The organism is Bradyrhizobium uaiense (genome assembly GCF_010811875.1).
GTDB lineage: Bacteria > Pseudomonadota > Alphaproteobacteria > Rhizobiales > Xanthobacteraceae > Bradyrhizobium > Bradyrhizobium uaiense.
Genome location: NZ_VKHP01000263.1, coordinates 1 through 12,168 on the forward strand (window position 1 = coordinate 1; position 12,168 = coordinate 12,168).

General features: G+C 66.0%; 11 protein-coding genes. 10 read left to right on the forward strand and 1 reads right to left on the reverse strand.

Annotated elements, in window-relative coordinates; translation table 11 throughout:
• The 5 genes from FNJ47_RS38995 to FNJ47_RS39015 form a co-directional block, all read left to right on the forward strand.
• The coding region (locus FNJ47_RS38995) for an adenylate/guanylate cyclase domain-containing protein (RefSeq protein ID WP_163161174.1) at positions 1-2,158 on the forward strand (2,158 nt) is incomplete at its 5' end.
• 189 nt (positions 2,159-2,347) lie between these two features.
• A complete protein-coding gene (locus FNJ47_RS39000; protein WP_029084280.1) occupies positions 2,348-2,557 on the forward strand; it encodes a cold-shock protein in 210 nt (69 codons plus the stop codon).
• Between the two features lie 229 nt (positions 2,558-2,786).
• A complete protein-coding gene (locus FNJ47_RS39005) occupies positions 2,787-3,032 on the forward strand; it encodes a hypothetical protein (RefSeq protein WP_163161176.1) in 246 nt (81 codons plus the stop codon).
• A 291-nt stretch (positions 3,033-3,323) separates the two neighbouring features.
• On the forward strand, positions 3,324-4,226 hold the full coding sequence (locus FNJ47_RS39010; protein ID WP_163161178.1) for an alpha/beta fold hydrolase: 903 nt from the start codon (positions 3,324-3,326) through the stop codon (positions 4,224-4,226).
• Positions 4,227-4,296: 70 nt separating this feature from the next.
• The gene (locus tag FNJ47_RS39015) at positions 4,297-5,175 is read left to right on the forward strand and encodes an efflux RND transporter periplasmic adaptor subunit (RefSeq protein ID WP_163161180.1); all 879 of its coding nucleotides are present in this window, start codon (positions 4,297-4,299) and stop codon (positions 5,173-5,175) included.
• 299 nt (positions 5,176-5,474) lie between these two features.
• Here the strand turns inward: FNJ47_RS39015 and FNJ47_RS39020 are convergent, their stop codons facing one another.
• Positions 5,475-6,329, reverse strand: a complete 855-nt coding sequence (locus FNJ47_RS39020) for a caspase family protein (RefSeq protein WP_163161182.1) — start codon at positions 6,327-6,329, stop codon at positions 5,475-5,477.
• A gap of 369 nt (positions 6,330-6,698) precedes the next feature.
• Here FNJ47_RS39020 and FNJ47_RS39025 point away from each other — a divergent pair, with 369 nt between their 5' ends.
• The 5 genes from FNJ47_RS39025 (at position 6,699) to FNJ47_RS39045 (ending at position 12,159) form a co-directional block, all read left to right on the forward strand.
• Positions 6,699-8,426, forward strand: coding sequence for a hypothetical protein (locus FNJ47_RS39025; RefSeq protein ID WP_163161192.1), 1,728 nt, complete (start codon positions 6,699-6,701; stop codon positions 8,424-8,426).
• Between the two features lie 190 nt (positions 8,427-8,616).
• Positions 8,617-9,342, forward strand: a complete 726-nt coding sequence (locus tag FNJ47_RS39030) for a thermonuclease family protein (RefSeq protein ID WP_163161184.1) — start codon at positions 8,617-8,619, stop codon at positions 9,340-9,342.
• 34 nt (positions 9,343-9,376) lie between these two features.
• Positions 9,377-10,207: an LssY C-terminal domain-containing protein gene (locus FNJ47_RS39035; RefSeq protein WP_163161186.1), complete on the forward strand. Its 831-nt coding sequence runs from the start codon at positions 9,377-9,379 to the stop codon at positions 10,205-10,207.
• Between the two features lie 135 nt (positions 10,208-10,342).
• Entirely contained in the window at positions 10,343-11,527 is a 1,185-nt protein-coding gene (locus FNJ47_RS39040) for a pyridoxal-phosphate-dependent aminotransferase family protein (protein ID WP_163161188.1), read from the forward strand.
• Between the two features lie 296 nt (positions 11,528-11,823).
• Complete coding sequence (locus FNJ47_RS39045; RefSeq protein WP_163161190.1) at positions 11,824-12,159, forward strand: GIY-YIG nuclease family protein; 336 nt, start codon at positions 11,824-11,826, stop codon at positions 12,157-12,159.
• Positions 12,160-12,168 lie beyond the last annotated feature (9 nt).

Below are 12,168 nucleotides of genomic sequence, written 5' to 3' on the forward strand. Positions count from 1 at the left end.
GCTGCTCGGCCAGGTGCCGGCGGTGAGCCAGCTCACCCTGATCAATGCCAGCGGCCACGAGGTGCTGCGGCTGTCGCGCCAGACCGTCACCGTGAACTCCAACGCCGACCTCTCCCGCGACCTGCGCTTCACCGAGACGGTCAACCGCGGCACCGCCTACGCGCCGGCCTATTTCCGTGACGAGCGGCCGTTCATGTCGATCGGCGAGCAGCATGCCGGCTTCAACGCCGACGTCACCGTGGCCGAGATCGACCTTCGCTTCCTGGCCGACTATTTCAGCGATTCCCAGGTCGGCCACGTCGCCTATGCCTATGTCGTCGACGGCAAGGGCCGCGTGCTGGCGAGTTCGTCGAAGGGGCCCGAGGTCGGCAAGGATCTCGCCGCGCTGCCGCAGGTCGCCGCCGTGCTGTCGCCCAAAGGCAGGCCCGTCGCCTCCGGCAAGGACATCGACGGTAACGCCGTGCTGACGGCCGCGACCGCTGCGCCGAACCTCGGCTGGCACGTCTTCTATGAGCAGCCGACCGCGCAGGCGCTGTCGCCGATCCGCGACCAGCTGGTACGCATCGCGCTTCTGATCGCGCTCGGCCTCGTGGTCGCGATCATCGCCGGCACGATTTTGGCGCGGCGCATGCTGGTGCCGATCACCGCGCTCCGCGCCGGCGCGCGCCGGTTAGGGGCCGGCGACTTCGGCCATCGCATCGAGGTGAAGACCGCGGACGAGCTGGAGGAGCTCGCCGGGCAGTTCAACAGCATGGCGGGGCAGCTTGCCGAGACCTATTCCGATCTCGAGGCCAAGGTGAAGGAGCGCACCCGCGACCTCGCGCAATCGATCAACGAGCTGAAGGTGCTGGAGGAGGTCGGCCGCGCCGTCGCATCCTCGCTCGACCTCAACGCCGTGCTGCCGACGGTCGCCGCCCGCGCGCTCGAGATCACCCATGCCGATGCGGTGCTGATCTATGGCTATGACGCGGCGCACCGCACTTTCAACCTGACCCAATCGATCGGCATCGATGGCGAGGCCGAAGGCCATCATCGCGCGATCGATGCGGCGAACAGCCCGCTTGCCGTGGCGGCAGCGAACGGCGAGCCGCTGGCGTTTCCCGATCTCGCCGCAAATCCTGATGACCAACCCGATCATCCGCTGCGTGATGTCGTGGTCGGCGCCGGCTTCCACTCCGTGCTTGTCGTGCCGCTGGTCGACCAACAGGGCGTGCTCGGCGCGCTGGTGGTGCTGCGCAAGGCGGCCGGCGATTTCCCGGCCAACATGATCGGGCTGATGAAGACCTTCGCGCACCAGGCGGTGCTGGCGATGCGCAACGCGCGGCTGTTCACCGAGGTGGACCAGAAGAGCCACGCGCTGGAGCAGGCCAATTCCACCGTGCGCGAGCAGGCCGACAAGCTCCGCGAACAGACCGAGCAGCTCACCGACTGGAACAAGTCGCTGGAGGCGCGCGTCGAGACCCAGCTCGGCGAGATCGAGCGCATCCGCAAGCTCGAGCGTTTCCTGGCGCCGCAGGTGGCGCAGCTCATCGCCTCCTCCGACGGTCATAAGGGACTGCTCGACAGTCACCGGCGTGAAGTGACTGTGGTGTTCTGCGACCTGCGCGGCTTCACCGCCTTCACCGAGGCGACCGAGCCGGAAGAGGCGATGAACGTGCTGCGCGAATATCACGCGGCGCTCGGCAAGCTGATCTTCAAATATGAAGGCACGCTCGACCGCTATGCCGGCGACGGCGTGATGATCCTGTTCAACGCGCCGATTCAGCTCGAAGACCACACGCTGCGCGCGGTGAAGATGGCGGTCGAGATGCGCGACACCATTGGCGCGCTGACCGAGAAGTGGCGCAACCGCGGGCACAGCCTCGGCTTCGGCATGGGGATCGCACTCGGCTATGCCACGCTCGGCCAGGTCGGCTTCGAGCAGCGGCTGGAATATGCCGCGATCGGCGGCGTCACCAACCTCGCCTCCCGCCTGTGTGGCGAGGCCAAGGCGGGCCAGATCGTGGTGAGCCGCCGCGTCTACGGCATGGTCGAGCCCCATGTCGAGGGCCGGGCCATCGACGATCTCGTGCTGAAGGGCTTCAATCACCCGATCCTGGCCGCGGAAATCCTGACCTGGAAGGCGGAACCGAGCGCGGAAGCGACTGCGGCGGAGTGAGCCACGGCGGAACCGGCTACCGCCAGAACCTTGCATTCACACGGAAAGTGTGTATATTTGCGACATTCGATTAGCCGTTGTGCCTTGTTGAATGGTCAGAACGGCCCTCCTCCAAAGACATCGTGAGTTCAATCGATGATGCGCAATTTTGCGCAGCACTGCGCATCAGCGCATTTTGGAGAAGAGAAGATGGCAACAGGTACTGTGAAGTGGTTCAACGGCCAGAAGGGCTTTGGTTTCATCGAGCCGAGCGATGGCAGCAAGGATGTGTTCGTTCACATCAGCGCCGTCGAGCGCGCCGGTCTGACCGGTCTGGCTGAAGGCCAGAAGGTTTCGTTCGAGCTGAAGACCGACAAGATGCGCGGCAAGACCAGCGCCGAGAACCTTCAGATCGTCTGAGGCTCTTGATCGGCATGCCCCCGCGCAAACGCTTTGCGTTTCAAGCGGGGGATCGTGCCCCTCGTCATTCCACGGATGTACTGGGATGACGTCGCGACCCGCTCGGTCCCACCGGATTGGGCGGGTTTTTGCGTATCTTTATTCCGCGTGATCCCGCGGCGCGCCGTGTCGCCATCTCGCGCGACGGACGCAGACCTCCGCGCAAGATCTCACTTTTGAAGGGATGCCGATGACCGCCAGCAAGCCCGCCCCATCGCCCGCAAGCCTCGAGCGAGCCGAGCGCCAGCGGCTGGCCGCCGAGGAAGGCGCCCGCGCCATGGCCGACGTCGAGCGCGACGCGCTCGCCGTGCGCAAGAACATGGAGCGCCTGCGCGCGCTGCGCGAAGCGCGCGAAGCCAAGGCCGCCGCTGAAACTGATGCGGAGCCGGCCGTCGCTGCCAAGAAGAAGCCGCGGGTGAAGCGCATCGTGCGCTGACGCTGCAACAATCCCCGTCATCGCGAGCCAACGGGTCGCGCGAACGCGCGCCCGATGACAGGCTCAGCGAAGCAGTCCAGTCGGCGTCTGCGGATGCATGGATTGTTGCGACGCTTGCTTTCACTTCCGCGAACCCTCGCGAGCCTCAAATCAACATCCAGTGAATCTGATCACGTCCGCGATCACGATCACGCCCCTCCCGGGAATAACCCATCCCCCGTCTCGCTCGCGTCATGACGGGCGCGTGCGAACGCGCGCCTAGCGACAACAAGAACAAGCAGGACGGTGTTGATGACGGGTTTGGGCGGGACGCACGCGGCGGCGGCGGTGGTGGCGCTGCACTGCTCGCTGGGGTCGGGACGGCAATGGACGAAGCTTGCGGCCGCGCTCACGGGCTGTCAGTTCTTGGCGCCGGATATTTCCGGCTATGGCGTCGCCGCCTGCGGGCGCGACTGGCCGCGGACGCTGGATGGCGAGATTGCGCAGCTCGAGCCCTGGCTCGCCAAGGCCAGCGGGCCGATCCATCTGGTCGGGCATTCCTATGGCGGGGCGATCGCGTTTCGGCTGGCGACCACTTCGCCTTATACGCGGCGGATTCGCAGCCTGACGCTGATCGAGCCTGTGTTACCCACGTTGCTCCGCGATACGCCCGCCGACGCGCGGCTGTACGATCGCTTTGCGCGGATCGCGCAGATCGTGTCGCAGGATATTATCGACGGCGCCGTGCTGGAGGCGGTCGAGGCGTTCACCGCGTTCTGGGCCGGCTCCGGCCCGCGCGAGCAGTTCTCGCCGAGCGGGCGGCTGCGGATGATCGAGCAGGCCGACAAGCTGCCTTACGATTTCAACGCCGCGCTCGATCTCGACGGCGTGGCGGCCGCCGCGCGCGCTGTACGGGTGCCGACGCTTGTGGTGTCTGGCGGGCTGTCGCCCTATGTGACGCAGCGCATTGTCGCAAAGCTCGCCGCGCTGATTGATGGCGCCGAGCTGCGGCATCTGCCGGCGGCCGGCCACATGCTGCCGGTGACGCATGCCGACCGGGTCAACCCGGAGATCCTGCGGCACATCTGGCGCGCCGAGGAACTGGCGAAGCTGGAGCTCGCCGCGGATGCGGGCCGTGCCGACACGGCGCCGGCCACAGTGCAGCCGGCTGGCTCGGCAAGTCCGCATCTGGTATTCAGGAGGGGCTTCAATTGACGCGTTTTCTTCACGCGAACCGGTACCCACTTCGCTCGAAAACGCGCTGCATTTTGGGAATAGTTCGCCGATGATTTTGCCTCGCCTGCGCGCTGCCGCCCTCGCCGCCTCCGCGCTGCTTGCTCTTGCTGCTTCGCCCGCCTCTGCCGCCGGCGAAGCGGACGCCGTGCCGAAGGGCGCCGCCGTCACCGTGCTGAAGGCGTCAAAATTCTGCTTCGGCAACATCGTCGAGGTCTCGGGCATCGTGCTGCCGCGCGACGAGCAGCAGATCCGGCCCGACCGCTTCGGCTTGAAGGTGGCGGAGGTGAAGACCGATCCCGGCGACACCGTCACCGCGGGCCAGGTGCTGGCGCGGCTGACCGACGGCGCCAACTCGATCAACCTCACCGCACCGGTGGCGGGCACGATCTCGGCATCGTCGGCGATCGTAGGCAGCCCGGCCTCGGGCAAGGATGCGCTGTTCTCGATCATTGCCAGAAGCGAATACGACCTCGTCGGCATGGTGCCGACTCGCGACATCGCCAAGCTGAAGACCGAGCAGACCGCGCGGCTGAAGATCATCGGCGCCGGCGAGATGGACGGCAAGGTGCGGATGATCGCACCGACCATCGAGCCGAACAGCCAGCTCGGCCAGGTGTTCGTCGGCATCGGATCGAACCAGCGGCTGCTGGTGAATTCGTCCGGCCGCGCGCAGATCAAGACCGGGCAGAGCTGCGGCGTCGCGGTGCCGCTGACCGCGATCCTGTATTCCACCGCCGGCACCGTGGTGCAGGTGGTACGCGGCGGCCGCGTCGAGACGCGGCGGGTCGAGACCGGCCTGATGTCGGCCGGCCAGGTCGAGATCCGCGACGGCATCCAGGAAGGCGACATCGTCGTCGCCCGCGCCGGCGCGCTGCTGCGCGAGGGCGACCCGGTGCGGCCGGTCGGTGCGAGCGCCGACGCGAAATAGCGCGGCTGCGATCGAGCACAGTGGAAGCAGGATAGCCTCGGCTATTTCGGCGCGTAGGATGCGTCACGCAGCGGAGCAAGCGGCACCCCTCTCCCGAACCCTCTCCCGCAAGGGGGGAGGGAACCCTACCGTCAGTGGCTTCCTCACAAGAACGGTGCAATCGATACGGTGGGCACGCATGTCAGGCACCCTCCCCCCTTGCGGGGGAGGGTGGGGAGAGGGGTTCTCTCCGCACTGCATGCGAGTAGTTTGGGAATGGATGCGCGAGCCTCACCCGCGCATGACAAGCCGAGAAAGCCTCAGCCGCCGAGCTTGATGTCCTCCAGCAGCGACGAGGAGACGCTCGGCACCTGCTCGCCTTCGCTCGCGCGCGAGATCGCGACGCGGGTCTTGTTGAAGGCGCTTTCGGCGCCGGTCTGGGCGTTGAGATTGTTGAGCAGCTCGGAGACCAGCACGCTGTTCGGCGCCTTGCCGTCGTCGGCGACCTTGCCCGGCGTCGCCGAGCTCAGCACGATGGTGTTCTCCGGCGGGCTGATCGGCGCGAGGCCGTGCGAGAACGCGCGGAAGCGGCGCTCATAGGGGTTGCGGCGCGAGGCATCGAGCACGACGAGCTTTGCTTTGGCGCCGCGCTCCTTCATCGCATCGAGCACGGAATCGACGCTGACGCCGGTGCGCTTGACGTCGGCTTCCTTCCAGATCGTGGCATCGACCGGGATCATGTAGCTCTCACGACCGACCTGCACGCCGTAGCCGCCGAAGAACAGCATCACGACGGTGTCGGGGCGGATCTTGGCCTTCATGCGCTCGACCGCGCGGAACATGTCGTCCTTGGTCGCATCTTCGACCACGTCGACGTCAAAGCCCTCGCGGCGCAGCGCGGACGACAGGGTGCGGGCATCGTTGATCGGCTGGGCCAGCGGGGCCGCGGCGTCCGGATAGTGGCCGTTGCCGATGATGAGCGCGAGACGGGAGGTGCCGGTCGGGATGTTGCCGGTCTGCCCGGTGGCGACGGCGCCTGCGACGGTCCCCTTGGCGACATCGAGGGTGCGCTTGTTGAGCGCAGCATGGGCGCCGATCGCCAGCGACACCGTGCCGGCCACCGCCACACAAACGGCGATGGTGCGACGGGAAATATGAAGCTGCCTAAGGTTCATAACGTTCTAGTCCCAATCTCTATCCCGATGGCGTTCGAGCGAAATCGCGCCAGTTAGTCGCGTCAGTGACGATCAGGTTTAATGGGGTTGAGGTGTGTGTGCCGTTGAATTGATCTCAATTTGCGGCGCCGCAACAAACATTCCCTTAACCCGGACGGACGGCCGGGGCAACCCGGTTTGGCGCATGCTGCCGCCCGGCAGAGGCCATTGACGCCGTTAAAATCCCGTTACGTGACCTCGATCACATTTGTATTTCGTCCCGATTCATGTAGCTTTCCAAAGGCTTGCACGTTTGGGGGAAGACCGGGGGAAACACCGCCGGGGCGGCGGCGTTAACCGGTTCCTTGAGAAGGGGATGCTTTGAGCTTCTTGGGCCTTCACGAGATCGCCGGTACCGTGTGCCGGGCGCTGACCGCCAAAAAGGACGGTCCGTCGCTTTACGAGGTCTGCGACCCCGTTTTGCAGGCCTATCGCGGGGGCGATGCCCATCTCGGAAAATTTTACCGGACCGCGCTCGGCAATCCGCCGCTGCGCGCGCTGCTCCGCCGCACCAGCCTGCCTGCGCTGAAGGACCCGGACCGGCTTGCTTGCCTGCGCGCGGCGTTGACCCAGGCGCGTGACGTCGAGACGCCGGATTGGGCGGCGATCGGCGCGCCCGTCGCCGAGCTGATGGACGGCATCGGCGTGCGCCACCCTGCCCCGCCGGCCGCAACCGCGCCGGCGCGACCGCCCGAGATGGCCGAGATCGACCGCGTGATCCGCACCACGGGGGCGCATCTGCTGCGCTCGTTCGGCAAAAACGGCTTCATCCCGACCTACGCCGCGTTCAATCTGATCGGCGATGCAGATGTCGGCGGGCGCGAGATGCTGATGGCGCTGACAGGCCTCAACGCACGCGGCTACAAGAACTCGACGCTGCTGTTCAGCCTGGCGCGGGTCTTCATCGCGCATTCGCCGGCGCGCGCGCTGATCAACCCCTCATGGCACGGCATCGCCGAGCCGATGTGGGAGCCGGTGCAGATCCGCCACCGCTCGGCCTATTACGATGCGTTCTTCACCGAGGCGCTGCTCGGCTTTGTCGAGACCGGGCTGGCGTCACCGGATCAGGCCGATACCGCGCGGCGCGCGACTACGGAGATGGTGGAGTTTTGCCTGAAGACCAGCGCCGAGGAGGTGCCGTCGCATGACGGCTCCGTCGTGAAGGTCATCACCGCGCTGGCGCCGGGGCGGCATCCGCGCTTCTCGCGCTTCTTCGCCCAGATCAAGCAGGACCTCGGCTTCGGCATCTATGTGCCCGACTGCGACACCACGGCGTGCTCGTTCTCGGCCGCAACCCAAGCCGGCTCCGACGATCCGATCCTCGAGCAGCCGCTGCTCGATTTCTACCGCGGCTATCAGGTACGCGCGGGCGCCAACGAGCCGCGCGTCACCGTGCCGCTCAACGACAACATCGACTATGAGGGCGGCGTCGTCACCTGGATCGACAATCTCGAGGGCGAGCGGCCCTACGGCAACGACCTCGACCCGACGCTGAACCTCGACATCCTCGAGGTCTCGTTCCGCAACCTCGCCCGCTGGCAGATCATCGAGACGCCGCAGCGGCTGGAAACGGTGCACCGCATCATCGCCTTCCAGAAGAATCTGGTCGAAAGCGGCGCGTTCAGGAATCCGCGCTCGCACATCTATTATCTGCCCGAACTCTATTCGGCCTATTTCGGCCGCTGCTACGCCGCCTTCATCGCGCTGCCGCTGGCGGCGCAGCGCATCATCGATCCCGGCAACGTGTTTGCGCTGATCCGCGCCCGCGTGCTCGGCTACGTCGAGGGCGAACTGATCGCACATGAGATGAACCCGTTCGACGCCGCGCTCGCGCTGATGGCGCTGGCGCATCTTGGCGCCGAGGTCTCGAGCTTCACGCCGGCGCTGCACTGCATCGTACAGGGCCTCGGCGAGGGCGGCCGCAAGGGACCTTACAAGGCCTACGAGTGGAACAAGATGAAGACGCCGACGCGCATCCTGGTCGGCGGGCCTGAGGTGACGTCGGCCTTCGTGCTGATGGGCCTCGCGCTGGCGAAGCGGCGAATAGCTGCGGTGTAGGATGGGTAGAGCGCAGCGGCTCCCCAAGATGAACGACGCATTCATGGGGGAATGACGCGAAGTTGAAACTGGCGGAAACACAACACCACTGGCACGGTTGCCCAATTGCCCGCACAATCGTTGGGCACTGATCGCCAAAGCCTTTGAACGACAAGAACCTCTGAACGAAAAGAACTGGCCGGGAATGCCGATGTTCAAGACGCTGCTCACTGCTGGCCTGCTGCTGTCGCTGCCGACGCTGGCTGTCGCGGCCGACATCACCGGCGTGCCGAAGATCCGCGACGGCGACCAGGTCATGATTGGCAGCGTCAAGATCCGGCTCGGCGGCATCGACGCGCCGTCGACCGACCAGCTCTGCCTCAACACCAAGGGCGAACGCTGGACCTGTGGCGTCGCCGCGCGCGACGAGCTGATCAAGTACGCCGGCCACAAGAGCTGGACCTGCCATGCCCGCTCGGTCGATCGCCGCGGCCGTACCATCGCGCGCTGCGAGGTCGATGGCGAGGACATCCAGAAGTGGATGGTCAGCAATGGCTGGGCGCTGGCTTTCACCCGCATCTCGCATGACTACGAACCGGACGAGAAAGCGGCGCGCGAAGCCAAGGCCGGGATGTGGCAGGGCGCGTTCATCGCGCCGTGGGATTGGCGCGTGCGCAACAAGAAGACCACCGTGCTCGGCGCCGTGAAGCCGCCGGAGAGCGCCAATGCCATCCTGCTCGCCTCGGCCTCCGGCCCGGTGGCGCCCTCGCCCGACTGCACCATCAAGGGCAACGTCAACCGCTCCGGCGAATGCATCTTTCACCAGCAGACCAGCCGCTGGTATGCCAAGATTGAGATGAAGATCAGCAAGGGCACGCGCTGGTTCTGCTCGGTCGAGGAAGCCGAAGCCGCCGGCTGTCGCGAGACGCGGCGTTGAGGCGCGTGACGCCCCGATCCGGAAGGCGTGTGCCGTGACCGATGTCGAGACCATTCCGCCTGCGGCACGCCGTCGCAAGCGCCTGCGCTATCTGCAGCTGCTGCTGTTCGTGCTGGCCGTCTACCTGATCGCGGCCTATCTGGTGCTGCCGGCGTTGTGGACGCACTATGAACATCAGAAGGGCCTGGCCAATCTGCCGATGGTGACCCGCACCGCGCAGGGCATTCCCGGCGATCCCATGAATGTCGGGCTGATCGGCGACACCAAGGACGTGGTCTGCGCGATGCACGAGGCCGGCTGGTTTCCGGCCGATCCGGTCACGCTGAAATCCTCGATCGAGATCGTCGGCTCCGTGCTGCTCGATCGTCCCTATAAGGATGCGCCGGTGAGCAACCTGTTCTATCTCGACCGCCGCGAGGACCTCGCCTTCGAGCGGCCGGTCGGATCGAGCGCGGATCGGCGCAACCATGTCCGGTTCTGGCGAGTGCTCGACCAAGGCCAGGAAAAACGCCCGGTGTGGCTTGGTGCTGCGACGCTCGACCGCAGCGTCGGCGTCAGTCATTACACCGGCGCGGTGACGCATCACATCGCGCCCGACCTCGACGCCGAACGCGCGCTGCTCGCGACCGACCTCGAGTCCGCCGGCATGGTCACCGCGAAATACCAGGTCACCGGCATCGGCCCGACCTTCGACGGGCATAATGGCGGCGGCGATCTCTATTACACCGACGGCGAAATCTGGGTGCTGCGCCTGGTCGAGGCCTGCGCCAAGAACCACGGCACCGTCGAGCAAATCCCGAGCCCCGCCGCGACCCAGTTCAAGGACCAGATCTGGCGCGCAGTGGTCGAGACCATCGACAAATGAGGCTGGCTGTGCCCCGCGCTTTTGGAAACGCTGGATTGCTTCGACCTGCTCGCAATCCGAGCCGTGATGGAATATCCTCGGCGCTTGACCCCTCACACGCATGATTTGCGCGCTTTACCCAAAAGGAACAGGACGATGACCGTTCGCGCGGGCCGGGAATTTCTGGCCATCCCCGGGCCCACCACGATGCCTGATCAGGTGCTGCAGGCGATGCATCGCCCGGCGCTCGACATCTACTCCAGCGAGATGGTCGAACTGACCGAAAGCCTGCTGCGCGACCTCTCGAACCTGTTCGCCACCAAGGGCAAGTCCTACATCTACATCTCTAACGGCCACGGCGCCTGGGAGGCAACGCTCTCCAACGTGCTGTCGCGCGGCGACAAGGTGCTGGTGCTCGAAAGTGGCCGCTTCGCGATCGGCTGGGGCCAGGCAGCGGCCGCGATGGGCGCCGATGTCGAGGTGCTGAAGGGCGACTGGCGCCGCGCGATCCGCCCGGCCGAGGTCGAGGAGCGGCTGCGCCGCGACAAGGAGCACACGATCAAGGCGATCCTCGCCGTGCAGGTCGACACCGCGTCGGGCGCCTATAACGACATCGAGGCGATCGGCAAGGCGATCAAGGCGGCCGGCCATCCCGCGCTGTTCATGGTCGACACCGTGGCCTCGCTCGGCTGCATGCCGTTCGAGATGGACAAATGGTATGTCGACGTCGCGATGTCCGGCTCGCAGAAGGGCCTGATGACGCCGCCCGGCCTCGGCTTCGTCGCCGCCAGCGACCGCGCCTGGGACGCGCACAAGAAGGCCGATCTGCGCACGCCCTATTGGGACTGGACCGAGCGCGAAGGCAGCGAGCACTACCGCAAATATGCCGGCACCGCGCCGGTGCACCTGTTGTTCGCGCTGCGCGAGGCGATCAACATGCTCCACGCTGAGGGCCTGGAGAATGCTTTCGAACGGCATCGTCTCCTCGGTGAGGCCGTGCGCCGCGCGGTTGCCGTCTGGGGCGAGGGCCAGGTGCTCGGCTTCAACATCGCCGAACCGGCCGAGCGCTCCAACACCGTGACGACCGTGACCGTGAAGGGCGCCGATCCCGCCGCGATCCAGCGCTATGCCAAGGAGAAATGCGGCGTGGTGCTCGGCACCGGCATCGGCGACCTGCAAGGCCAGGCCTTCCGCATCGCGCATATGGGCCACGTCAACGCGCCGATGATCCTCGGCACGCTCGGCGTCGTCGAGGTCGCGCTGACCGCGCTGAACATCCCGCACGGCAAGGCCGGCGCCGACGCCGCCATCCAGTGGCTCGGCGAGAACGTGAAGCCGTAGGCTTCGGGCGAGGGCTGCGGTTAGCACTGTCAAACCCGTCATCCTGAGGAGGCCGCGCAGCGGCCGTCTCGAAGGATCGACGGCCGTGCTATGGCCGCGACGAAGCCAGACGCGCTGAGATATCCGGGCCGTCGATCCTTCGAGGCTCGCCCAGCGGCGCAATTGCGCCGCAAGGCTCGCGCCTCAGGATGACGGCACACAGTTCACGAGTTGACCAAGCGTCCGCCAATATTTGTCCATTGACCCTCGCAATGCTTGCGCCATGATCGATGCGCGGTACGCACCGGATCATCACGATGGGCATCTACGTCTACATGCTTCGCTGCGCTGACAAGTCGCTCTATGTCGGCAGCGCGACGGGTGATGATCTCTCCCCGCGCATCAATCAGCACAATACGGGTGCTTTCCCCGGGTACACCTACAATCGGCGACCAGTGGTGCTCGTCTGGTCGGAGCACTTCGATCGCATCACCGACGGCATCGCTGCGGAGCGCCAGATCAAGGGCTGGAGTCGGGCGAAGAAGGAAGCGTTGATTAAATCGGATTGGCAAACCGTCAGCCGGTTCGCGCGCCGTCGCGGCGGCGCACCGCGGGCTAGACCCGTGACCGATGACCCCTCTCCGTCATCCTGAGGTGCGAGC

Bases quoted from the DNA above. Each gene is read 5' to 3' on its own strand.
- FNJ47_RS39040 (WP_163161188.1), top strand. From the start codon at position 10,343: ATGACCGTTCGCGCGGGCCGGGAATTTCTGGCCATCCCCGGGCCCACC.
- FNJ47_RS39000 (WP_029084280.1), top strand. From the start codon at position 2,348: ATGGCAACAGGTACTGTGAAGTGGTTCAACGGCCAGAAGGGCTTTGGT.
- FNJ47_RS39030 (WP_163161184.1), top strand. From the start codon at position 8,617: ATGTTCAAGACGCTGCTCACTGCTGGCCTGCTGCTGTCGCTGCCGACG.
- FNJ47_RS39005 (WP_163161176.1), top strand. From the start codon at position 2,787: ATGACCGCCAGCAAGCCCGCCCCATCGCCCGCAAGCCTCGAGCGAGCC.
- FNJ47_RS39010 (WP_163161178.1), top strand. From the start codon at position 3,324: ATGACGGGTTTGGGCGGGACGCACGCGGCGGCGGCGGTGGTGGCGCTG.
- FNJ47_RS39045 (WP_163161190.1), top strand. From the start codon at position 11,824: ATGGGCATCTACGTCTACATGCTTCGCTGCGCTGACAAGTCGCTCTAT.
- FNJ47_RS39020 (WP_163161182.1), bottom strand. From the start codon at position 6,329: ATGAACCTTAGGCAGCTTCATATTTCCCGTCGCACCATCGCCGTTTGT.
- FNJ47_RS39015 (WP_163161180.1), top strand. From the start codon at position 4,297: ATGATTTTGCCTCGCCTGCGCGCTGCCGCCCTCGCCGCCTCCGCGCTG.